The sequence below is a fragment of the Intestinimonas sp. MSJ-38 genome, from assembly GCF_018917925.1.
Taxonomy (GTDB): Bacteria; Bacillota; Clostridia; order Oscillospirales; family Butyricicoccaceae; genus Pseudobutyricicoccus.
Window position 1 is genome coordinate 224,825 of the sequence record NZ_JAHLPO010000002.1, and the last position, 23,668, is coordinate 248,492.

The 23,668-nt window shown below is 56.2% G+C and carries 21 protein-coding genes and 1 tRNA gene; 14 read left to right on the forward strand and 8 right to left on the reverse strand.

All coding sequences use genetic code 11. The features are described 5' to 3' along the window. Positions 1-29 precede the first annotated feature (29 nt). From KQI26_RS02375 to KQI26_RS15245, 5 genes are all read left to right on the forward strand, one after another. Positions 30-1,640, forward strand: a complete 1,611-nt coding sequence (locus KQI26_RS02375; RefSeq protein WP_216503048.1) for a gamma-glutamyltransferase family protein — start codon at positions 30-32, stop codon at positions 1,638-1,640. 108 nt (positions 1,641-1,748) lie between these two features. Beyond that, positions 1,749-1,825 (forward strand) — tRNA-Met (locus KQI26_RS02380). Positions 1,826-2,337: 512 nt separating this feature from the next. Next, positions 2,338-2,661: a helix-turn-helix domain-containing protein gene (locus tag KQI26_RS02385; RefSeq protein ID WP_216495455.1), complete on the forward strand. Its 324-nt coding sequence runs from the start codon at positions 2,338-2,340 to the stop codon at positions 2,659-2,661. 2 nt (positions 2,662-2,663) lie between these two features. Beyond that, the gene (locus KQI26_RS15240) at positions 2,664-3,107 is read left to right on the forward strand and encodes a HipA N-terminal domain-containing protein (RefSeq protein ID WP_371744057.1); all 444 of its coding nucleotides are present in this window, start codon (positions 2,664-2,666) and stop codon (positions 3,105-3,107) included. Between the two features lie 6 nt (positions 3,108-3,113). After that, the gene (locus KQI26_RS15245; RefSeq protein ID WP_253292619.1) at positions 3,114-3,926 is read left to right on the forward strand and encodes a type II toxin-antitoxin system HipA family toxin; all 813 of its coding nucleotides are present in this window, start codon (positions 3,114-3,116) and stop codon (positions 3,924-3,926) included. 84 nt (positions 3,927-4,010) lie between these two features. Here the strand turns inward: KQI26_RS15245 and KQI26_RS02395 are convergent, their stop codons facing one another. From KQI26_RS02395 to pepT, 7 genes are all read right to left on the reverse strand, one after another. Beyond that, entirely contained in the window at positions 4,011-4,238 is a 228-nt protein-coding gene (locus tag KQI26_RS02395) for a hypothetical protein (RefSeq protein WP_216503049.1), read from the reverse strand. 54 nt (positions 4,239-4,292) lie between these two features. After that, the gene (locus KQI26_RS02400) at positions 4,293-4,814 is read right to left on the reverse strand and encodes a hypothetical protein (RefSeq protein ID WP_118746392.1); all 522 of its coding nucleotides are present in this window, start codon (positions 4,812-4,814) and stop codon (positions 4,293-4,295) included. A gap of 176 nt (positions 4,815-4,990) precedes the next feature. After that, on the reverse strand, positions 4,991-5,254 hold the full coding sequence (locus tag KQI26_RS02405; RefSeq protein ID WP_216503050.1) for a hypothetical protein: 264 nt from the start codon (positions 5,252-5,254) through the stop codon (positions 4,991-4,993). Further along, entirely contained in the window at positions 5,214-5,558 is a 345-nt protein-coding gene (locus tag KQI26_RS02410) for a metallophosphoesterase (protein ID WP_216503051.1), read from the reverse strand. The genes KQI26_RS02405 and KQI26_RS02410 overlap by 41 nt, the downstream gene beginning before the upstream one ends. 711 nt (positions 5,559-6,269) lie before the next feature. Beyond that, positions 6,270-8,093, reverse strand: coding sequence for an ABC transporter ATP-binding protein (locus KQI26_RS02415; RefSeq protein WP_216503052.1), 1,824 nt, complete (start codon positions 8,091-8,093; stop codon positions 6,270-6,272). Beyond that, positions 8,090-9,940 carry an ABC transporter ATP-binding protein gene (locus KQI26_RS02420; protein ID WP_216503053.1) on the reverse strand — a complete coding sequence of 617 codons (1,851 nt, stop codon included), beginning with the start codon at positions 9,938-9,940 and terminating at the stop codon, positions 8,090-8,092. Before KQI26_RS02420 ends, KQI26_RS02415 begins: the two co-directional genes overlap by 4 nt. A gap of 148 nt (positions 9,941-10,088) precedes the next feature. Beyond that, positions 10,089-11,324: a peptidase T gene (pepT, locus tag KQI26_RS02425; RefSeq protein ID WP_216503054.1), complete on the reverse strand. Its 1,236-nt coding sequence runs from the start codon at positions 11,322-11,324 to the stop codon at positions 10,089-10,091. A gap of 486 nt (positions 11,325-11,810) precedes the next feature. Here pepT and gdhA point away from each other — a divergent pair, with 486 nt between their 5' ends. From gdhA to KQI26_RS02470, 9 genes are all read left to right on the forward strand, one after another. Beyond that, a complete protein-coding gene (gene gdhA, locus KQI26_RS02430) occupies positions 11,811-13,157 on the forward strand; it encodes an NADP-specific glutamate dehydrogenase (RefSeq protein WP_118425308.1) in 1,347 nt (448 codons plus the stop codon). Positions 13,158-13,731: 574 nt separating this feature from the next. Further along, on the forward strand, positions 13,732-14,817 hold the full coding sequence (gene gcvT, locus KQI26_RS02435; protein ID WP_118746398.1) for a glycine cleavage system aminomethyltransferase GcvT: 1,086 nt from the start codon (positions 13,732-13,734) through the stop codon (positions 14,815-14,817). Between the two features lie 60 nt (positions 14,818-14,877). Beyond that, the gene (gene gcvH / locus KQI26_RS02440; protein ID WP_118425312.1) at positions 14,878-15,255 is read left to right on the forward strand and encodes a glycine cleavage system protein GcvH; all 378 of its coding nucleotides are present in this window, start codon (positions 14,878-14,880) and stop codon (positions 15,253-15,255) included. 1 nt (position 15,256) lies between these two features. Continuing rightward, entirely contained in the window at positions 15,257-16,588 is a 1,332-nt protein-coding gene (gene gcvPA, locus KQI26_RS02445; RefSeq protein WP_118746399.1) for an aminomethyl-transferring glycine dehydrogenase subunit GcvPA, read from the forward strand. After that, a complete protein-coding gene (gcvPB, locus tag KQI26_RS02450; RefSeq protein ID WP_216503055.1) occupies positions 16,585-18,024 on the forward strand; it encodes an aminomethyl-transferring glycine dehydrogenase subunit GcvPB in 1,440 nt (479 codons plus the stop codon). Before gcvPA ends, gcvPB begins: the two co-directional genes overlap by 4 nt. Further along, positions 18,021-19,037 carry a lipoate--protein ligase gene (locus KQI26_RS02455; RefSeq protein WP_216503056.1) on the forward strand — a complete coding sequence of 339 codons (1,017 nt, stop codon included), beginning with the start codon at positions 18,021-18,023 and terminating at the stop codon, positions 19,035-19,037. Before gcvPB ends, KQI26_RS02455 begins: the two co-directional genes overlap by 4 nt. Before the next feature lie 72 nt (positions 19,038-19,109). After that, the gene (gene lpdA / locus KQI26_RS02460; RefSeq protein WP_216503057.1) at positions 19,110-20,531 is read left to right on the forward strand and encodes a dihydrolipoyl dehydrogenase; all 1,422 of its coding nucleotides are present in this window, start codon (positions 19,110-19,112) and stop codon (positions 20,529-20,531) included. Between the two features lie 135 nt (positions 20,532-20,666). Continuing rightward, positions 20,667-21,464 carry a glutamate 5-kinase gene (gene proB / locus KQI26_RS02465; RefSeq protein WP_253292620.1) on the forward strand — a complete coding sequence of 266 codons (798 nt, stop codon included), beginning with the start codon at positions 20,667-20,669 and terminating at the stop codon, positions 21,462-21,464. 14 nt (positions 21,465-21,478) lie between these two features. Further along, positions 21,479-22,726 (forward strand): glutamate-5-semialdehyde dehydrogenase, encoded by a 1,248-nt coding sequence (locus tag KQI26_RS02470; protein WP_216503058.1) that lies wholly within the window; start codon positions 21,479-21,481, stop codon positions 22,724-22,726. A 36-nt stretch (positions 22,727-22,762) separates the two neighbouring features. Here the strand turns inward: KQI26_RS02470 and KQI26_RS02475 are convergent, their stop codons facing one another. Further along, positions 22,763-23,653, reverse strand: a complete 891-nt coding sequence (locus KQI26_RS02475; protein ID WP_216503059.1) for a LysR family transcriptional regulator — start codon at positions 23,651-23,653, stop codon at positions 22,763-22,765. Between the last annotated feature and the right edge of the window lie 15 nt (positions 23,654-23,668).

Consider the following 23,668-nt stretch of genomic DNA (forward strand, 5'->3'; position numbering starts at 1 on the left):
AACAGATTTCTTTTGAAAGGGGAAACAATATGGAGACTTCCGCGCTTTATCCCTATCCTTCCCGACGGTATGTGACCTATGCCGCTCGGGGAATGTGCGCCACATCCAACCATCTGGCGGCGCAGGCCGGGGTGGATATGCTGAAAAAAGGGGGAAACGCTTTTGATGCAGCCATTGCCGCCGCAGCCTGTCTGGTGGTTCTGGAACCTCAGACCAATGGCGCCGGCAGCGATGCATTTGCCATCTTCACGCAAAATGGAGGCAAATTGCAGGGCATGAACTCCACCGGTGTCATGGGCCGCGGCTTCGACCTGCAGAAAATGCGGGACAAGGGCTATAAGGAGATGCCTCATTACGGTTTTGAGCCGGTGACCGTGCCCGGCGCTCCGGCCGCCTGGGCAGCCATCAACGAAAAATATGGTCGTCTGCCTCTGACCGAAGTGCTGGCCCCCGCCATTTCCTATGCCCGGGAAGGTCAGGCTTTGTGCACCATCACCTGGAGCAGCATCAATACCATGGCATCCCGTATGCGGGAAAATACCGATTGCGGTCCGCAATTTGACGAGTGGTTCCGCATTTTTATGCCGGGAGGGGAAGCGCCCCGGCCGGGACAGCTGTTCCGCAACCCTGATCTGGCGGATACCCTGGAGGCCATCGCCAAGACCCAGGCTAAGGACTATTATCAGGGGGAGATTGCCGACAGAATCGTGGCGGCCTCCCATAAGTTCGGTGGCTTCTTGGAAAAAGAAGATCTGATGGAGCATGAAGTCCAGTGGGTACAGCCTCTCAGCGTGCCCTACCATGGCTATGAGGTGTGGGAACTGCCGCCCAACGGCCAGGGGATCATTGCCCTGATGGCCCTCAACATTCTCAATGGCTTTGAGCCCTCTCCCCTGGACGATCCTCTGGGGGTGCACCGGCAGATCGAAGCCACCAAGCTGGCCTTTATCGACGGCCTGCGCTATATTGCCGATCCCCGGTATATGGAAGTGTCTCCCGAGGAGATGCTCTCTCCGGAATATGCCGCCGCCCGGCGGAAGCTCATCGGCCAGACCGCCATCGAACCGGCCCCGGGCAATCCCAAGAACCCGGGCACCGTCTATCTCTGCGCGGCGGACAACGAAGGCAATATGATCTCCTACATCCAGAGCAATTACGCCGGTTTTGGTTCGGGCGTGGTGGTGCCCGGCACGGGCATTGCCCTGCAGAACCGGGGCAAGGGCTTCTCTCTGGACCCGGAAAGCCCCAATGCCGCAGCACCGGGCAAGCGGCCTTACCATACCATCATCCCCGGTTTCCTCACGAAAGACGGCAAACCGGTGGGTCCCTTTGGGGTGATGGGCGGCTTCATGCAGCCTCAGGCCCATGTGCAGGTGATGACCAAGCTCATCGACTGCGGACTCAATCCCCAGGTCTGCATCGATGCCCCCCGTTGGCTGTGGACTGCCGGAAAAGAAGTCCATGTGGAAACGGAATTTTCCACTTATCTGGCGGATTCTCTGGCCCAGCGCGGGCATAAAATCGTCTTTGATACCAACCGGGGCGGCTTTGGCAAGGGTCAGATGATCCTGCGCACTCCCTTTGGTACACTCATCGGCGGTACAGAGCCCCGCTGCGAAGGGGCCTGTGCAGCCTGGTAACTCCCCTTTCCTCCCCCCCTGGCCGTAAAGCCAGGGGGGAGGAAAAATATCTCTTGACAGAGGATGCTCCTTATGCTATACTAATCGAGTACCAAACAAACAGAATATCGCGGGGTGGAGCAGTTCGGTAGCTCGTCGGGCTCATAACCCGAAGGTCGTAGGTTCAAATCCTGCCCCCGCAACCATCTTGAGTGACCAAAATAGATACACTCACCTGAAACCCCTGAGAAATCAGGGGTTTCAGCGTTTTTATGCCCTGTTTTTTCAAAGCGTGTTTTATAGATGCACAAGGGCATTTCAGAGCGTTAGGCAGGACTTGAACTAAATTCTCGGCTGATTTGGCCTGCTTTATGGCGGGCTTTACGCTCTCGGTTGCTTTTTATTGCTCGTCTTTCCTAAATAATTTGAAACTTTTTATTAGGTTGGTATCATATTTTGATACCAACCTCTTTTCAGTTTATCAAATCCTTAGGGCGGAGATGAGCATCCAATGAACACAGAAGCTGTAATCTGTCCCCTTTGCGGCGCAATCAACAAAGACCTCTAAGGCCGGATGCATATCGGCAAGGTAGTCAGCACACAATGAAGTATGGGATAATCGCAGACACGCCGCCTTTTAATGTCTTTATTTATTGACAATTATAGATATATCGTCTATAATAACAAGCACAAAGATGATGTAGAGGTGGTGTGCAGAATGGGACGAAAGAGTGTTGCTGTGCTGCCGCAGACGCAGGCGATTTTAGAACAGCTGGGAGAACAGATCAAACTTGCCAGATTACGGCGGCATCTGTCTGCCGAATTGGTCGCGGAAAGAGCTGGTGTGAGCCGAGCCACAGTGTGGAATGTTGAAAAGGGAAACCCCTCTGTCGCGATTGGGATCTATGCCGCAGTTCTGCACGCACTGAACAATATGGATAAAGACCTTCTGCTCGTTGCAAAGGATGATGAGCTGGGGCGTAAACTCCAAGACCTTGAACTTACCACGCGCAAGAGAGCACCGCGAAACAGAGGTGATTAACCGTGGCGTCAAACCAAAAAGTAATTTATGTCTATGAGAGCTTCAGATCTACAACGCCAAACTTCCTGGGGACTCTCTTCGTGGAGAATGTCCGCGGCCGTGAAAGCTATTCCTTCGAGTATGATGCTGACTGGTTAAAAAGCAGCGCAAACTACATGTATCTCGACCCGGATCTTCAACTGTATGCCGGGCGGCAGTATCCAACCGGCGCAAAAAATGTGTTCGGTCTTTTCGCTGACTCCTCCCCCGACCGCTGGGGCCGCCTGCTGATGAAGCGCAGAGAAAGAATATTGGCGGAGCAGGAAGGCCGAAAGCCTCGAAAGCTCTTAGACAGCGACTTCCTGCTGGGCGTCTACGACGAGACTCGGATGGGCGCGATCCGCTTCAAGCTGGACAAAGACGGCCCGTTCCTTTCGGATGATTCAAAAACCCCGACGCCTCCCTAGACCAGCTTGCGAACGCTGGAGGAAGCCTCCCGTCAATTCGAAAACGATGAGTCCGGTCTCGAGCAGAAATGGATCAATCAACTCATCAAGCCCGGTTCCTCGCTGGGTGGCGCTCGTCCGAAGGCCACCGTTCTGGACATAAGCGGAAATCTGTGGATCGCCAAGTTTCCGTCCAAGCACGACGATGTCAATGTGGGGGCGTGGGAAAAGGTCACCCATGACCTTGCAAGACTTTGCGGCTTGGATGTTCCCGAGTCCATGCTGATCGACTTCTCCAAGTACGGAAGCACCTTCCTTGTACGCAGGTTTGACCGGAATGGTGCTGCGCGGATTCATTTCGCGTCCGCCATGACAATACTTGGAAAAACGGGTGGAGCATCAGCCGCGGATGGCTCCAGTTATCTTGAACTGGTGTCCTTTATCAAGGCCAACGGCGCTGCGCCCAAGAGAGATTTGACAGAGCTATGGAAGCGGATCGTGTTCAATATGGCTGTTTCCAATACGGATGACCACATGAGAAATCATGGCTTTATCCTTAAGGCGGATGGGTGGCATCTCTCACCCTTGTACGATGTAAACCCCGTCCCAGAGGGTGACGAGCTGTCCCTCTGCGTAAACGAGGACGATGCGACGATCTCCCTCGACCTTGCGCTGGAGATCGCACCGTATTGTGAGATCAGCACTAAGGACGCAACTGCTATGGCGGAGGATGTCCTGAAAACCGTCCGAGATAACTGGAATCGTCTGGCAGCAGAATGCGGATTAAGCCGGAGCGCACAGGAATATATGCGGCCGGCCTTCTCGCTGGCTCTTGAATAACACAGCTTGATCTACCATCAGATCTCCCTTCGAGCAAGGGGGATCTTTTTTGCCAGTCACAAGCCAAAGAGCATTCCGCGTGTGCTATTCCTCAAGGACAGGATCGTCTGCAAGGGGTTCTTCGTTTTCCGCTACAAAGTCATCTTCCGCAGCAACCTTCCCAGAATGCAGCTTCGTCATTCGCAAGGTGTATTTGCATTTTCGGTTATAAGCGACGAGCATAGAACTCAACAGAATAGCCCCGCTCTTCCATCTTTCCACATAGCTTTCAGCCAATACAATCCTCAGTAATAGAACATCGAGCGACACCATCCCGGTGCCGCTCTTCTTTTTTTATCATCTTTTATCATCGCAGGGGAGAGGCCGTCAGGTGTCCTTCCTCATCTTTTGCGCGAGCCGCTTCTCGTAGCAGTCTTTGCAAAGAGTCCGCCACCAGCCGAGGTCCTTACGGATGGATGCCCCATCTGTGCTTCCACACTTTTCGCAGACGGTGCTGCTCTTCGCTTCGTAGACACGGACGATTTGCGCCACATCGCGCCAGAGGAGCTCCTTGCGCTCATCCCGCGGTGCTCCGTTCTCGGGCTCTAAGCGCAGGCTCTGACCGCCAGGAAGGTCTATGGCAGCGCTTCCGCCCTGTGCACCTTCAAAGGTGTAGTAGAAGCGAAGCGTCGCATATTTCTCTTTGAGCTGCGTAGGGATGAGGTCGACCGGAAGGCCGTCTTCGGCATATCGCTTCGAGATAGCCTGACACATGTCGTGAATCAGGCCGTACCAGCCGTCATCACAGTCGCAGCCATAACGGCGGTACAGATTCTCTTCACCGTCGACCTTGTTTGTCACCATAAAGGGGAAGTCAGCCTGCAACTGCTGCTCTAACTTTTCGTTCATGCAATACCTCCAATTCGTTCTATCGGGCGCTGATGCAGAGCGCGCCTGCCGGGATGGGCGTAGTAGGGAAGAGCGGGAATTAAAAAACCATCAATGTATTTGCAAAACCAACGGTAAACCTTTCGCCAGCATTAGACTTTCGAAGTCGAATCGCTAATACTGACGAAAGCGCAAAATCAGATATAAAACATCTCCAAAGTATCGAGATTCAGGCAGCCCAGGCGTCCGCCTTTGTAGCAGCAGCCGCAGTCGATGGCGATTTTGCTCTTGTGAAAGATGATGTCATCCGTCGGCGGCTCGCCGAGCATCTTGTGGATCTCTCTTGTCGGGGTATGTCCGAAGACCAGATAGCGGTCCGGGTAGAACTCCTGCTCAAGGAACGAGCGCCCAAAGATAAAGTCATGTAGCTGATACTCGCAAATGTCCTTGCGCGCCGCCACCGTTGAGTATCCATTCATCCAGCGTCGCCATCTGAAGCTCCGTCAGGTCGTCTATGCTGTCTTTGGTTATCTCTTTCAAGACCCAGCTCAGACACATCGCAGCCATGTATTCGTGATTCCCGAACAGCGCATGGATGTTGTCTCTTTTTCTGATGTCCAGAAGTATTTTGCAGCTTCCAGGGCCTCGGTCTATGAGGTCGCCTAAAAGGTAGAGCTCGTTCTCTCCATCATTGAGAGCCAGCCTTTTCACAAGCTCCTGATATTTGTCCCACTGCCCATGCAGGTCCGATGCCGCGCAAATCATATACCCGCACCTCTTCTTTCTCGTACTTGTGTTTCCACTACCTACTTATCTCTTGAGGGACGCAAAATCGGACATCTTTTCTGCACGGTCATAGATGCGGCGCACCATCTCATTACCGAGTCGTCCTTATTGCGAAGCGGCATGTCCAGCTTTCTATCTCGCAGATACGGTCTCATTGCTTCTTCCATTCTTTTTGGAGCACACTATCTCTTGGCCGCAGTATACCATACGGCGTGCGCGCCCGCAATCGGGAAGCGTCTCCGCGAGCCAAAAGAAGGGTACCGGGACGGTTGCGAAAAATACTGTCCCTAATATTAAACAAGAAACAGCGAAGCGCGCATTCACCGGTTGCAATTATAGCATCAATAACGGTATAATGACTGTATTATAAGAATGAAGAGAAAGTGGTGGTTGCGTGAAGCCGGATATGCGAAAGCGATTCCACTTTAAGCGCAAAGACGGAAATCGGAGATGAGAGGCTGTATCTATTTTCGATATTAGCCATGAATATCTCATAAGGCTTCAACGGGCGCACATGCTTCATCTGATTTGCAAAAATGTCTGCTTCGTTCTTGTAATCTACTTGGGCTTTGGTGGTGGGCGGCCTATGGCTTTTGCAGCAGATGACCTATCTGTGGTATGCAAACAAAACCTAAAAACAGAAAAAATCCCCCAGGATCGGGGGATTTTTTGCTGCTTTCAAGCGCGTGTTCAAAATGCCTTTTGGAACCGTTCCTCCTGGAACTGACGGGTGTAGAGGGAATAGTAGTAGCCGTGCTTTCGGAAAAGTTCTCCGTGGGTGCCCCGCTCGATGATCTTCCCATCCCGCACCACCAGGATCACATGGGCATTTTTCACGGTAGACAACCGGTGGGCAATGAGGAAAGAGGTGCGGTTTTCCAGCACCTTGCCGATGATCTGCTGGATCAGTGCCTCGGTTTCGGTGTCCACCGAAGATGTGGCTTCGTCCAGCACAAAGATCCGGGGATTTGCCACAATGGCCCGGGCAATGGAGATCAGCTGCTTCTGGCCGGTGGACAGCTGGCTTCCCCCTTCACTCACCTGGGCCTGGTAACCTCCCGGCATGGCCATGATGAAGTCATGAGCACAGGCCATTTTGGCGGCCTGCTCGATCTCTTCCCGGGTGGCGTCCAGCTTGCCATAGCGGATGTTTTCCTCAATGGTGCCGGTGAAGAGGTGAGGAGACTGGAGCACATAGCCGATGTTGCTGTGCAGCCAGTCCACGCTTCGCTCCCGGTAATCCACCCCGTCGATGAGGATTTTTCCCTCTGTGGGTTCATAAAACCGGCAGGCCAGGTTCACCAGGGTGGATTTTCCTGCGCCGGTCTCCCCTACAATGGCCACGGTGGAACCAGCCGGGATGTGCAGGTTGAAATGCTCCAGCACATTGACCTCCCCGTCGGGATAGCGGAAGGTTACATCCTGGAAGGTGATGTCTCCCTGGATGCTTTCCCAGTTTTCTTTTTTGGGATGGAAGATATCCCCGTACTTTTCCTCAATGGCAGGCGTGTCCTGGATGGCGGGGACGGTTTCCAGCAGCCGGTTGACCCGTTCCACATTGGCCTGCACGGCGATGGCATCGGCCAGGACACTGACCACCATCTGAAGGGGCTCCACAATGTTCATGGTGTAGGAGATGAACACCGCCAGGGTACCCAGAGGGATGCCCCAGGGACCCACCATCACGCCGCCTGCGGCCATTACCAGGGCCAGGGACACAGACCCTAGAAACATCACCAGAGGCTGGAACAGGGCATGAAGGGTTTTGGCGTGCATGGCCTTGCGGCGCATATCCAGGTTGATTTCCCGGAATTCACGGCACACCGTGTCCTCCACGGCCAGCGTCTTGATGGTTTTGGCCCCGGAAATGTTCTCGTTGAAGGAAGCGGTCAAAGTGGAGTTGGCCCGTCTCACCCGCCGGTTGGCCCGCAGCAGCCGCCGCTGGAAAAAGGAGCACACCAGAGCGATGGGCGGCACCACGATGAGCACCAGCAGAGCCAGGCGCCAGGACAGCAGGAACATGGAGATAACCACGAAAATCAGATAGCAGCCGTTCCACACAAACTCCGCCAGCCGCCAGGAGAAGATGGAGCCCAACTGGTTTGTGTCGCTCATCACCCGGGCTACCAGGTAACCCACTGGGGTTACATTGAAAAAGGACAGAGGCAGCCGCTGCAGGTGTTCAAAGCAGGCATCCCGCAGAGCCTGGCCCACCTTCATTTCGATGACGATGCATTGCTGGCAGTAAATTACATTGGCGCCGGTCTGCAAACCGGCGGCCAGAGCGTAAAGCAGAGCGAAAACTCCCAGGCCTTCGGTGGTTTGCAGGGCGATGAAATGGTCGATGGCGTACCGGCTGAAATAGGGAAAGATGGCATCGAAAAGAGCGGTAGCCATGGCCGCGAACAAAAGCAGGACAAAGGGGGTCTTGAGAAACCGGATATACCGGAACAGCTTTTGCCACTGGGCAAAATCAAAGGATGTGGGGTAGCCATATTCTTCTTTCTGTTTCATTTGCCCACCACCTCGCTTTCGTTTTCCGCCTCTTCGGCCACCAGGCTCTGGAGCTGGAAGATCCGCTGATAGGGGCCTTCTTCTTTGATCAGCTGCTGGTGGGTACCGATTTGCTTTACTCTCCCCTTTTCCAGCACCAGAATGCGGTCGGCCTCCATCAATGTGGTCACCCGGTGGGAGATCAGAATGGTGGTGGCCTTCTTTTCCCGGGCCTTGAGGGCCTTTCGGATGCGCTCGTCGGTTTCGGTGTCCACGGCGGAGAGGGAATCGTCAAAAACCAGTACCGGCGGAGCACCGGCCAGGGTACGGGCGATGGCCAGACGCTGCTGCTGGCCGCCGGAAAGGGTGACGCCCCGTTCTCCCAGCATGGTGTCATACCCATGGGCAAAGCCCAGGATGGATCGGTGTACCGCCGCAGTCTCTGCGGCCTTTTGCAGTTCTTCCTGGCTTTTGTTAGGAGCGGGCAGGCGCAGATTCTCCAGAATGGTGCGGGAAAACAGGAAGGGCTCCTGAAGCACCAGGCCGATGTTTTTCCGCAGATGATCCCGCTGGATCTGCCGGACATCCACTCCGTCCACCGTGATGCTGCCGCCTTTTTCCGGCAGTTCATACAGCCGGGTAAGCAGATACATCAAGGTGCTTTTGCCGCTGCCGGTGGCTCCCAGAATGGCCAGCGTCTCCCCCGGAGCAACCGAGAAAGACACATCTGTCAGCACCGGATGGCTGCCGTAGGAAAAATTCACATGGGAAAAGGCGATGGCTCCCTGGATGGGGAAAATCTGATCGTCCGGGGAATCTTCTTCCGGCCGGGCCAGAAGGATTTCCCGCAGACGGCCGATGGATACGCCCGCTTTGCTCATTTCGCCGATGATCCGTCCCAGGCGGCGGGTGGGCCAGGCCAGCTGGCCGTTGTACATAATGAAGGTCACCAAAGCGCCGCTGGTCATGTGGCCGTGGACGGCCAGCCAGGCGCCGAAGATCACCACCAAAGCGCCCTGGCACACGGCGATCAGATCGCCCAGGCTCCAATAGATGGCCAGAAGGTTTCCCACCTTGATCCACCGGCGGGAAAATTCCTGGTTCTGCTCCTGGAACCGGTCCAGGCTGTACCGCTCCCGGCCAAAGGCCCGTACTACCCGCACGCCGGTGAGGTTTTCCTGGGTCATGGCGGTGAGCTCTCCTTCGGCTTCGTCGGCCTTCAGGAAGCGGCGGCTGATATACCGGTAAAAGACGCCGGAATAGCCCATGACGATGGGCACATTCACCGCAGCGGCCGCGGCCAGAGGCACATTGATGGAAAACATCAGAACAAAAGCGCCCACCAGCATGGTGAGGATGCGCAGCAGATCGGCTAGCTGTCCGGCCACAAAATTGCGCACCATGTCCACATCGGAGGAGCACCGCTGCATGATGTCTCCGGTCTGCACGCTCATATGCCAGGCATAGGGTAGATGCTGGATGTGGTCAAACAGCCGTTGGCGCAGGGAAAAGGCCAGGCTTTCGCTGAGCTTGGCGGCCAGATACTGGCGCAGCATGTTGAACAGGCCGGAAAGGGCCACGATCACAAGAAACAGCCCGGCCAGAAGGGTCATGTGGTCAAAAAGCCACTGCCGCCCGCCCAGGTTTTCCACATAAGCAGTGAGGGGCCCGGGCAAATCGATGGGTTCGGTGCCGATCACCGAGTCGATGATGAATCCCACCAAAGCGGGGGACAAAAAGGAAAAGGCCACCCCGCCGGTCATGGCGGCAACGCAGCCCCAGAAGTATTTCCAGCTGCCCCCCATCATCTCCCAGATGAAGCCGCCGCTGCTTCTGGAGCGGGTGCCGGTGTATTCTTTCTTTTCCATATGCGCTCCTCCTCCCACTGTTGTTTCCAGATAACTTCATTGTATCATAGCCCCTGGTTTCCCCGCAAGCAGAGGGGGGATGTGGTCAAAGCGCCTTTGGGGCAAATAAAAAGCGGGGCTGAAGCCCCGCTTTTTTGGCGTGTATCGTTTATTTCTTGCTCTGTTCGGCGTAGTTTGTCAGGATCTTTTCGATCAGCTCCACGATCTTGTCCATGGCCTGGATGGACACCGTTTCAAAACGGCCGTGGAAGTTGGTGCCGCCGGTGCAGAAGTTGGGGCAAGGAGTACCCATATAGGTGATCTTGCTGCCGTCGGTGCCGCCGCGGATGGGGGAAACCACAGGCTCCACGCCCAGCTGCCGCATGGCGTCCATAACAGCGTGAACCAGATGGATCTGGGGCTCGATCTTCTCCCGCATATTCCGGTACATATCGGTGGTCTTCACTGTGACGGTGCCGGCGCCGTATTTCTCGTTGATAAAGGCGGCCACCTTATCCATCATGGCCTTCTTCTCTTCGAACTTCTTGGCGTCGTGATCACGCAGCATATAGTGGAGGGTGGCCTTTTCCACCGAGCCTTCCATGCCATGCAGGAAATAGAAGCCCTCATAGCCTTCGGTGTATTCCGGCTTCTGCTCCTGGGGCAGCAGGGAGTTATACTCCATGGCGATGTAGTTGGCATTTTTCATCTGGTTTTTGGCAGAGCCGGGGTGGACGCTCTGGCCGTTGACTGTCACTTCCGAGCTGGCGGCGTTGAAGTTTTCATATTCCACACCGCCCAGCAAAGCGCCGTCGATGGTGTAGGCGAAGTCGGCGCCAAAGCGCTTGATGTCAAAATGGTCGGGACCCCGGCCGATCTCTTCATCGGGAGTAAAGGCGATCTTCACTTCACCGTGGGGGATGGAGGGATCGTTCAGCAGATGCTCTGCGGCGGTGAGGATCTCGGCAATGCCGGCTTTGTCGTCGGCGCCCAGCAGAGTCAGGCCGTTGGTGACGATGATGTCATCGCCTACCAGCTGCTTCAGGCTGGGGAAATCGGCCATGCGCATCACCACATTGTGCTCTTTGTTGAGCACCACATCGCTGCCGTCGTATTTTTCCACGATCCGGGGATCCTCACAGGCCGGCACATCGGCCACGGTGTCCATATGGGCCAAAAAGCCGATCTTGGGGGCCTTTTCATAGCCGGGGGTGGCGGGAATGGAGCCGTAGACATAGCCGTTCTCGTCCATTTCGGCGTCCTTGATGCCCATGACCTGCATCTCTTTCACCAGGTGTTCGCCCAGGTCCTTCTGCTTCATGGTGCTGGGCACGGTGGGGGAGTTGGCATCAGAGGCTGTGTCAAACTTCACATACTCCAACAGTTTTTCATAAGCGCGTGTCATAATCGCATCTTCCTCTTTCCCTTTGGAATTTTCCTTTATTATAACAAACCCCTTCCCCCTTCGCAATCGGCGGCCGCATCGGTTGATTCATCTTGTGCAAAGCGCTTGTTTCCCACTTCCCTTTTTATGGATCTTCACCAAGGGCTTGGCCCCTTTCTATTGCAGGAACAGGAAATGGGGCCCGGCAGGTCATTTTCCGCCATTTTTATTCAAATGAACCGGGGGACAGCCTGGGGAGATTTGCTTTTTCTTTGTTTTTCCGAAATTTTTTTGGTTTGTATCCCCTCTGCACCGACCCAACAAAAAATCCTCCTTTTCGGAAAGATAAGAATTTATATATTTTGCACAAATTTGATTTGCTCACCCATAAATTCTTAATGATATTTAATAAGCCTGTTCTTGACTTTTTACCCCGGGCGCTTTAATATAATTATGGTAGAATACTAGGCTCCAAAGATTTTTTAAACCTATGAGGAGGCAGTGAAAATGAACGCTTATATGCAGAAAGTCCTGGACGAGGTCAAGGCCCGCAACGAGGGCGAAGAACTCTTCCTGCAGACTGTGGAAGAAGTTTTCAAGAGCATCGAGCCTATCGTGGAGCAGCATCCCGAGTATGAGAAGGCCGGCCTGCTGGAGAGAATGTGCGAGCCCGATCGCACCATCGAGTTCCGTGTTACCTGGGCCGACGACAAGGGCGAGACTCATGTGAACCGCGGCTATCGCGTCCAGTTCAACGGCGCCATCGGTCCCTACAAGGGCGGCCTGCGTTTCCATCCCTCTGTCAAGCTGGACACCATGAAGTTCCTGGGCTTTGAGCAGACCTTCAAAAACAGCCTGACCGGCCTGCCCATCGGCGGCGGCAAGGGCGGCAGCGACTTCGACCCCCGTGGCCGCAGCGACGCTGAGATCATGCGTTTCTGCCAGGCGTTCATGACCGAGCTGTATCGTCACATCGGCCCCGATGTGGACGTTCCCGCCGGTGATATCGGCGTGGCCGGCCGTGAGATCGGCTACCTCTTTGGCCAGTACAAGCGCATCAAGGGCTGCTGGGAGAACGGCGTGCTCACCGGTAAGGGCCTGTCCTACGGCGGCAGCTACTTCCGTCCCGAAGCCACCGGCTACGGCGCTGTGTACTATCTGGTAGAAGTGCTGAAGCACTTCGGCGACGACATCAAGGGCAAGACCGTTGCGGTTTCCGGCTTCGGCAATGTGGCCTGGGGCGTTTGCGAAAAGGTCGCTCAGCTGGGCGGCAAGGTCGTCACCATCTCTGGCCCCGACGGCTATTGCTATGATCCCGATGGCATCGTGACTCCCGAGAAGATCGCTTATCTGCTGGAGATGCGCGCTTCCGGCCGTGACCGTGCTCAGGATTATGCTGACAAGTTCGGCGTCAAGTTCGTTCCCGGTGCCAAGGTCTGGGGCGAGAAGGTTGACATCGCTATGCCCTGCGCCTATCAGAACGAAATCGGCATGAAGGAAGCTCAGCAGCTGGTGGACAACGGCGTGCAGTACTACATCGAAGTGGCCAACATGCCCACCACCAACGAAGCTCTGGAATATCTCCAGAAGAATGTGAAGATCGTCGCTCCTTCCAAGGCTGTCAACGCCGGCGGCGTGGCTACTTCCGCTCTGGAAATGGCTCAGAACTCCATGCGCTACAGCTGGGAGCCCGCTGAGGTGGACGCCAAGCTGCATGGCATCATGAAGAACATCCATGACGAATCCGCCAAGGCCGCTGAGGAGTGCGGCATGGGTTATGACCTGGTGGCTGGCGCCAACATCGCTGGCTTCAAGAAGGTTGCTGAGGCCATGATGGCCGAAGGCCTGATCTAAGGCTGTACCCTGCAGCTGATACGGATTGCATTTTGCCCCGGTGCTTTCAAAGCACCGGGGCTTTTTTGCGCCCTTCTGGCTGGGGAAAATGGGCGCAGGAATGGAAGTATGCCTAAATTGCTGGATATTCTTACGAATAGGCCTTGGCGTTTCTTGTTAAAATGACCAAAAATATCCTTTTTCAATCTTTTTTCTTCGCCTTTTTGGATAAAAAGCTTTGGGAAATAAACCCTGCCATAGCAAGATTCTGTTATAGAAAAAATCTATATTTAGAAAAGTTCTTTATTTTTCTTTCACTTTTGCCGTTTAAATATTTTAGCACATTCCAAAAAAACTCCGAAATTTTTATGCATATTTGAAAAAGCGTCTCAAAAACAATCGTTATTTTTTAAATTTTTCCACGATTTTTCGTTAAAATCACAACAATCTCCTGCGAAAGATAGTGAATCTTGCTGATGGGAAGGATATTGATTATTATTGCGCATTTGATATAATAAGGGTAGTTCGGAGTGTTTCTCCGGCGATCATCAAAGAGTATACGCCACTTCTGTCAAAAAGAAAGAAGGAGATCTCTATGGAACAAAAAACCCCCTTGTATGACTGCCATCTGGCGGCCAAAGGCAAGATCGTTCCCTTTGCCGGCTTTTTGCTGCCGGTACAGTATGAGGCCGGTGTCATCGCCGAGCATATGGCCGTGCGTGAGAAGGCCGGTCTGTTCGATGTGTCCCACATGGCGGAAATGACCCTGTGCGGCAAGGACGCCATGGCCAATGTGCAGATGCTGGTGACCAACCAGTGCGGCAACATGGTGGATGGTCAGGTAAAATATACCACCATGTGCTATGAAAACGGCACTACCGTGGATGACCTGTTGGTTTATAAGGTGGATGAAGAGCATATCCTGTTGGTGGTTAATGCGGCCAACCATGCAAAGGATGTGGAATGGATCCGTGACCATCTCTTCGGCGATGTGGAATTCAAAGACATTTCCGACGATGTGGCCCAGGTAGCCCTCCAGGGCCCCAAATCCCTGGACATCATCCGCAAGCTGGCCGACGAGAGCACCCTGCCCACCAAGTATTATACCTTTGTGCCCAAGTGCACCGTGGCGGGGAAGGAATGTCTGGTTTCCCGCACCGGCTACACCGGTGAGTTCGGTTATGAGATCTATTGCGCACCGGCAGACGCCGCCCATATCTGGAATGCGCTGCTGGAGGCCGGCAAGGAATTCGGCCTGCTCCCCTGCGGCCTGGGCTGCCGGGATACGCTGCGCTTCGAAGCAGGCATGCCGCTGTACGGCCATGAGATGGATGACACCATCACCCCCATCGAAGCTGGCCTGGGCTTCTGCGTCAAGATGAAAAAGCCCGACTTTATCGGCAAAAAGGCCCTGGAAGAGCGGGGTGAAGTCACCCGGAAGATGTGCACACTGAAAGTCACCGGCCGGGGCATCGCCCGGGAGCACCAGGATGTGTATGTGGGAGACAAGAAGGTGGGCTTCACCTGCTCCGGCACCCATTGTCCTTATCTGAAGGGCGCCTATGCCACCGCCATTCTGGATCTGCCCTATAACGCCGTGGATACCAAGGTGGAAGTGGATGTGCGCGGCCGCCGGGTAGAGGCCGTTGTGGTGGCTACCCCCATTTATAACAGAGCATAACTTTCAAACGAGACAAATTCATTCCATATTCGGATTATTTTAAAAAAGGAGAGTTTAACCATGAATGTTCCCAAGAATCTGATGTATACTGCTTCCCACGAATGGGTGGAGATCGACGGCGATAAAATGAAGATTGGCCTGACCGAGCATGCTTCCGAGCAGCTGGGCGACCTGGTGTTCATCAACCTGCCCGAAGTGGGCGATCAGGTGGAGGCCGAAGGCTCCTTCGGCGATGTGGAATCGGTAAAGGCCGTTTCCGACATCATCAGCCCTGCCACCGGCGAGGTCTCCGCTGTCAACGACGCCGCTCTGGACTCCCCGGGCGATGTCAATGGCGATCCTTATGGCGTATGGCTGGCTGAAATCAGCAATGTGACCGCCAAGAGAGAACTGCTCACACCGGAAGAATACGAGAAGCTGCTGGAAGAGGAGGCATAACATGGGCTCTTATGTTCCTTCCACCATGGAGGAGCGGCAGGCCATGCTGCAGGCCATGGGGCTTTCGTCGGTGGACGAGCTCTATGATGCCATCCCCTCTTCGGTGAAGCTCCAGGGTCCTCTCCAGATCCCGGAAGGGCTGTCGGAGATGGAAGTGCGGAGCAAGATGGAGAAGCTGGCCGGGAAAAACAAGGTGTTCCCCACGGTGTTCCGCGGGGCCGGTGCCTACCGCCACTATATCCCCTCCATTGTGAAATATATCCCCACCAAGGAGGAGTTTGTCACCTCCTATACCCCCTATCAGGCGGAGATCAGCCAGGGAGTGCTCCAGGCCATATTCGAATACCAGACCGATATGTGCCAGCTGATGGATATGCCGGTGTCCAATGCTTCGGTGTATGACGGCGCCACAGCCGCTGCCGAAGGGGCTGCCATGTGCCGGGAGCGGAAGCGCACCAAGACACTGGTGTCCGCCACCGCCCAGCCCGACACCATCCAGGTGATGGAGACCTATTGCCAGGCGGCCAACACCGAACTGGTCATCGTGCCGGAAAAGGACGGAAAAACCGACAAAGAAGCCCTGAAAGAACTGCTGGACGATACCACCGCCTGCTTCTATGTGCAGCAGCCCAACTACTATGGTCTGTTTGAGGACTGTGAGGAGCTGGGCCAGATCGTCCACGAGAAGGGCGCCAAATATATCATGGGCTGCAATCCCATCGCCCTTGGGGTGATGGCCACCCCGGGCCAGTGCGGCGCCGATGTGGCCACCGCCGAAGGCCAGCCTCTGGGTATGCCTTTGGCCTATGGCGGGCCGTACCTGGGCATTATGACCTGCTCGGAGAAGATGATGCGCAAGATCCCCGGCCGTATCGTGGGCGAAACCACCGACGCCGAGGGCAATCGGGCCTTCGTCCTCACCCTCCAGGCCAGAGAGCAGCATATCCGCCGGGAGAAAGCTTCCAGCAACATCTGCTCCAACCAGGCTCTGTGTGCCCTCACCGCCTCGGTGTATCTGGCGGCCATGGGACCGAACGGCCTGCGGAATGTGGCAAACCTGTGCCTGTCCAAGGCTCATTATGCCGCCCAGCAGATCTCGGCTATCCCTGGCTTTGAAATGGTTTATCAAGGCGAGTTCTTCCATGAGTTTGTCACCTCCTGCCCGGTGTGCCCCCAGAAGGTCATGCAGGCGCTGGAGGAAAAGGGCATCCTGGGCGGACTGCCCCTCACCGGTGACAAAAAGGGCCAGATCCTCTGGTGCGTCACCGAAATGAACACCAAGGAAGAGATCGATACCTTGGTAGAAACCCTCAAGGAGGTGGCTGGGAAGTGAACCTGATTTTTGAAAACAGCGTGGCCGGGCGCAAATGCGTTCAGATGCCCGCTTGCGATGTGCCGGAATATCAGCTGCCCGCCTCCCTGACCCGGCAGCAGGCCCCCCATCTCCCAGAGATGAGTGAGACCGATATCAGCCGCCACTATACCAAACTGGCTGAGCGGACCTATGGGGTGAACAATGGCTTCTATCCCCTGGGCTCCTGCACCATGAAATACAATCCCCGGATCAATGAGGAAATGGCTTCTCTGCCCGGTTTTACCGGCGTCCATCCCCTCCAGCCGGAGCACACCGTCCAGGGCTGCCTGGAAGTGATGGCCCTGGCGGAGAAATACCTGTGCCAGATCACCGGTATGGATGAGATGACCTTCCAGCCGGCCGCAGGTGCTCATGGTGAACTCACCGGCGTGCTGCTCATCAAGCAGTACCACAAAATGCGGGGAGACACCAAGCGCACCAAGATCATCGTCCCTGACTCCGCCCACGGCACCAACCCGGCCACAGCGGTTATGGCTGGTTTCACCTGTGTCAATGTGCCTTCCAATGAAGAAGGCGGCATCGATCTGGATAAGCTGCGGGAAGCGGTGGGCGAAGACACCGCCGGCCTGATGCTGACCAACCCCAACACTCTGGGTATTTTCGATAAGAACATTCTGGAGATCACCAAGATCATCAAGGACGCCGGCGGCCTTTGCTATTATGACGGCGCCAACCTCAATGCCATCATGGGCCAGGTACGCCCCGGCGATATGGGCTTTGATGTGGTGCATCTCAACCTGCACAAAACCTTCTCCACCCCCCATGGCGGCGGCGGACCGGGCAGCGGCGCCGTAGGCTGTAAGAAGCTGCTGGCCCCCTACCTGCCCAAGCCTCATGCGGTGGCCGGGGAGAATGGGTACACCATGGACTACGATCTGCCTCAGTCCATCGGCCGGATGAAGGCCTTTTACGGCAACTTCCTGGTGGTGGTCCGGGCCCTCACCTATGTGCTCACCCTGGGCCAGAAGGGCATCCCCGAGGCTTCCCGTAATGCGGTGCTCAATGCCAACTATATGATGCACCAGTTGTCGGACACCTATGACATCGCCACCAAGGGCCATTGTATGCACGAGTTCATCATCACCCTGGATAGGATGCACAAGGAAAAGGGCGTCACCGCCACCGACATCGCCAAGGCCATGCTGGACGAGGGCATCCATCCCCCCACCATGTACTTCCCCCTCATTGTGCCGGAAGATCTGATGGTGGAACCCACCGAAACCGAGAGCAAAACCACTCTGGACGAAGTGGTGGCCGCCCTCAAGCGGATCCATGCCATGGCGGAAGAAAATCCGGAGCATATGCACGAACTGCCGGTGAAAACCGTCATTCGCCGTCCCGACGAGGTGAAGGCCGCCCGTACGCCGGTGATCTGCTATCATTTTGACAAATGATCAAGCACACCCGGCTCATTACCACCGCTTCTGTAAACCCCTATCATAACCTGGCACTGGAAGAGCTTTTGATGGAAAGCAATCCGCCGGAATGCTGCACCTTGTATCTGTGGCAAAACCGGCAGACGGTGGTCATCGGACAAAATCAGAACGCCTGGCAGGAATGCCGGGTGAAAGAGCTGGAAGAAGACGGCGGGCATCTGGCCCGCCGTCTCTCCGGCGGGGGTGCCGTGTTCCACGATCTGGGAAACCTGAACTTCACCTTCCTTGTTCCCCGGGCCGATTACGATGTGGCCCGGCAGACCCAGGTGATTCAGGAAGCGGCTGCCAGCTTTGGTCTGACCGTGGAGCGGTCGGGCCGCAACGACATCCTGGTGGAAGGCCGGAAGTTTTCCGGCAATGCCTTTTATAAAAAAGGGCAGAATGCCTACCACCACGGCACCATCCTCATCGATGTGGACATGGGTGCTCTGGGCCGCTACCTCAATGTGCAGCCGGACAAGCTCCAATCCAAGGGAGTGCGCTCGGTGCGCAGCCGTGTGGCAAACCTGCGGGAATTCTCCCAGGCCATCACGGTGGAAACCATGAAACAGCGGCTGGAAGCGGCCTTTGAAAAGGTCTATGGCGGCCCTGTGGAAAAGCTGCGGGAAGAGGATCTGGACCAAAAGGCCCTGGAGGCCCTGGAGGAAAAATATGCTTCCTTCCAGTGGCGGCTGGGGAAAAAGATCCCCTTTGACAAGGAGATCGCCGGCCGGTTCCCCTGGGGCGGAGTGAAGATCTGCCTTGGGATCAACGGCGGACGGGTGGAGAAAGCTCGCATTTTCTCCGATGCCATGGACTCGGAATGTTTCCCTCAGCTGGAACAGGCCCTCATAGGACTCCCCTACTCCTCTGCGGCTCTTTTGCAGGCCATACGGCCTCTTTTGCCGCAAAAAGCGGGAGAACTGGGCTATGAGATGGACGGCCAGATGGGCCGGGATCTTTGCTCCCTTCTGGAAGGGGAGGGCTTTTAAAATCATCACAGGGGCGGAGGTCAAACAGGCCCCCGCCCTCTTTTATCTTTGTGAGAACGGGAGGAAAGCCAGATGGATCAACAATATCAGCTGGTGGTCATCGGCGCCGGGCCGGGAGGCTATGTGGCCGCTATCCGGGCGGCTCAGCTGGGGCTCAAGACCGCCGTCATTGAAAACCGGGATGTGGGAGGCACCTGCCTCAATCGGGGCTGTATCCCCACCAAATCCATGCTCCATGCCGCCGAGCTCTATCACGAAGCGGTACATAACTTTGAAACCCTGGGTCTGCATGCCGATCATGTGACGCTGGACCCGGCCAAGATCCAGGTCCGGAAGGAAGAAGTGGTGGGCAAGCTGCGGGGCGGCGTGGAACAGCTGTTCAAGAGCAATGGCATTGCCCATCTCCGGGGCACCGGCACCATCCTGGATGAGCACACCGTTTCCTTTTCTCCCCTGGATGGGAGCGAAAAGGAAACCCTTCACACAGAGCACATTCTCATCGCCACAGGCAGCGTACCTTCCAGCCCGCCGGTGGAAGGGATGGATCTGCCGGGAGTCATCACCAGCGATGAACTGCTGAGCATGGACACCCTTTATGACCACCTGATCGTGGCCGGAGCCGGGGTCATCGGCATGGAGTTTGCTTCCCTCTATAACGCCTATGGCAAGAAAGTGACCCTGATGGCGTCCCGGGACCGGATCTTGCCCAAGGTGGACAAGGAGCTGGCCCAGAACCTGACCATGGTGCTGAAAAAGCGGGGGGTGGAATTTGTCCACAAGGCCCGGCTGAAGAAGATCACCCAGACCCCCGAAGGCAAGCTTCAATGCTGGTATCTGGACGGGGAAGAATATAAGAGCGTGGAAGGCGACGGCGTGCTGCTGGCCGCCGGACGCAGCCCCAACACCAAAGACCTGTTCGGCCCGGGATTTTCGGTGGAGCAGGACGAAAAGGGCGCCATTCTGGTGGATGAGCATTTCCGCACCAACCGGGAAAATGTTTATGCCATCGGCGATGTGATCCCCGGCGTGCAGCTGGCCCATGTGGCATCGGCCCAGGGCATTGTGGCCGTGGAGAATATGCTGGGCGAAGAACCCTCCATCCGCCTGGATGTGATCCCCGACTGCATCTATACCAACCCGGAGATCGCTTCGGTGGGCCTGACTGAGGCCCAGGCCAAGGAGCAGGGGATGAAGGTCAAAACCAGCAAGGCCTCCATGCTGGCCAACGGCAAATCCATGATCTCCTTGCAGGATCGGGGCTTTATCAAGCTGGTTTATGACGAGGAAGGAGACCGTCTGGTGGGAGCACAGCTGATGTGCGCCCGGGCCACCGATATGGTGGGCGAGCTGGCCACCGCCATCGTCAACGGACTTTCCCAGAAGCAGCTGGCCGCCGTCATCCGTCCCCACCCCACTTATGTGGAAGCGGTTACCGAGGCCGTGGAGGATCTGGAAGGCATGGCCATCCATATGGCGAAAAAACGCAAGATATAGCAGGAATTTACGCACAAAAAAAGGGCGGCTTTGGGCCGTCCTTTTTGATGCCATTTTCCTTTGACGAAGAAGCAATTCTTTGGTATAGTAAGATGAAATAAAATCATCGCGCCAAAGGCGCCGGGAGGTCTTTTTTTGAACACGCTGTCCAGGGCCAAACGCATTGTTATAAAAATCGGTACCAGCACATTGACTTATGAAACCGGGCGGATCAACATCCGCCGGTTCGAAGGGCTGTGCAAGGTGCTTTCCGATATCAAGAACTCCGGCCGGGAGGTGGTGCTGGTATCCTCCGGAGCAGTGGGCGTGGGAGTGGCCAAGCTGGGGCTCCCCTGCCGTCCCAAAGACACCCCTTCCAAGCAGGCCGCTGCCGCTGTGGGCCAGTGCGAGCTGATGTATCTCTATGACAAGCTCTTTCTGGAAAAAAGCCACAAAGTGGCCCAGGTGCTGCTGACCCGGGATGTGGTGGAGGTGGAGAACCGGGCCCAGAACGCCCGCAACACCTTCGAGCGGCTCTTTTCCATGGGGGCCATCCCTATTGTCAATGAAAACGACACCGTCTCCATCGAAGAACTGGAGTTTGGTGACAACGATACCCTGTCGGCCATGGTGGCCGTGCTCACCGGTGCCGATGGACTGATCATTCTGTCCGACATCGACGGCCTGTATGCCGAAGATCCCCGGAAAAACCCCAAGGCTCCCCTGATCCCGGTGATTCACCAGATCGACAGCCACATTGAGAGCATTGCCGGCGGTTCCGGTTCGGGGCTGGGCACCGGCGGCATGAGCACCAAGATCCAGGCCGCCAAGATCGCCACCTCCCACGGCATCCCCATGGCCATCATCAACGGCAGCGACCCCAATCTGCTTTATGATCTGCTGGATGGTATTCCGGTGGGTTCGCTGTTCCTTCCGGCCAAATCCATCTCTTAGGAGGTTTTGCAAGTATGACCGATCATCTGCACCAGCTGGCCAAACAGGCCAAAGAAGCCGCCCGGCAGCTGGCTCTTTACGATACCGAACAGAAGAACCGGGCCTTGCTGGCCATTGCCCAGGCCCTGGAAGACAATATCCCCGCCATCCTGGCGGCCAATGCCCGGGATGTGGAATCGGCCCAGGAAAACGGCGTGCGTCCCACCATGATCGACCGGCTGCGGCTGGATGAAGGCCGGGTGCGCAGCATGGCGGAAGGGGCCCGTCAGGTGGCTCAGCTGCCCGATCCCACCGGCAATGTGCTGGAGACCATCCATCGCCCCAATGGCATGGTCATTGAAAAGGTGTCAGTGCCCATGGGGGTCATCGGCATCATCTATGAAGCCCGGCCCAATGTGACGGTGGACTCTGCCGTCCTCTGCTTCAAGGCCGGCAGTGCTGCTTTCCTCCGGGGCGGCAAAGAGGCCTTCTTCTCCAATGCCCAGCTGGCCAAGGTGATGCGCAGCGCTCTGGAGCAGGAGGGTCTGTGCCCCGACTGTGTCGTTTTGTTGGACGACACCTCCCGAGAGACTGCCCAGCAGATGATGGGTCTGCGGGGGTATATCGATGTGCTCATTCCCCGGGGCGGCGCAGGGCTGATCCGCTCGGTGGTGGAAAACGCCAAAGTGCCGGTGATCGAAACCGGTACCGGCAACTGCCATATCTATGTGGACAAGGACGCCGATCTGGATATGGCGGTGGAGATCCTCTATAACGCCAAGTGTTCCCGGCCTTCGGTGTGCAACGCCGCCGAAAGCCTGCTGGTTCACCAGGATATCGCGGCAGAATTTCTGCCCCGGGCCAAACAGAAGCTGGATGAATGCAAGGTAGAGTGGCGGGGAAGCCCCCGCACCGTGGCCATTCTCCCCGGCATTGCTCCGGCTACTTTGGAGGATTACGCCGCGGAATATAACGACTATATCCTCTCCTGCAAAGTGATCGACGGCCTGGATGAGGCCATCGCCCACATCCGCCGTTATTCCACCGGCCACAGCGAGTGCATCGTCACCCGCAATGAAGAAGCGGCCCGCCGCTTTGCCCGCAGTGTGGATTCAGCTGCCGTCTATATCAACGCATCCACCCGCTTTACCGATGGCAGCGAGTTCGGCATGGGAGCGGAGATCGGCATCTCCACCCAGAAGCTTCATGCCCGGGGCCCCATGGGTCTGCGGGAGCTGACTTCCTACAAGTATGTGATTCTGGGTTCGGGCCAGGTTCGGTAATCAAAAAGGACAGGCATTGCCTGTCCTTTTTCTTTTTTATTCTTCCAGATCGTCTCCGGCCTCCTGACACAGGGCCAGAAAATCCCGGGCGGGTTTGGTCTGGTATTTGTCGGGGTGATAGAGGATGTTGAAATCCCGGCGGAACACGGCGTCTTGTACAGGCACCACCTGCAAAAGCCCCCGTCCCACGCTGTCCTGCACCAGCCGCCAGGGCAGCACCGAAACGCCCAGCCCCATGGCCACCGCTTCGATGAGGGCCTGGGTGTTGACGCTTTCCCACATAGGCTCCGCCGTCAGGTTGTGGGAGCGGGCCACGCTGTCAAAGAGATCCCGGGTGCCGCTGCCCTTTTCCCGCAAAAGCAGGGGCTTGGTCATCAGCTGGGCCAGGGTGACTCCCTGCTCTTTGGCCAGGGGGTCTTTGGGAGAACAGACGGCCACCATCCGGTCGCCGGAAAAGCGGCGGCAGGCCAGCTTTCCACTGTGGGGAGCGCTTTCGATCAGGGCGAAATCCATGGCATTTTCCAGCAGTTTTTCTTCAATGACTCCGGAGTTTTGGATTTCCACCGTCACTTTCACCGAGGGATAGCGGCGGCGGAAGTCCTGCACCAAAGCGGGCAGCAGCTTTGTGCCGATGGTCATGCTGCTGCCGATATGTAAGGGGGACCGGTCGCCCCATTGCCGGGCGCCGGTCTCCAGTTCATCGCACAGGGCCAGGATCCGGTCGGTGTAGCGGAGAAACTCTTTGCCGGCCTGGGTGAGGTACAGCCTGCGGCCGATCCGGTCAAACAGGCGCACGCCATAGTGTTCTTCCAGCTCCCGCACCGCCAGGCTCACCGCAGGCTGGGCCAGATACAGGCTTTTGGCCGCTTTGGTGACCCCACCTTCTTTGCATACCGCGGCAAAAATGCGGAAATGGCGCAGCGTCATGGTTTCTCCCCTTTT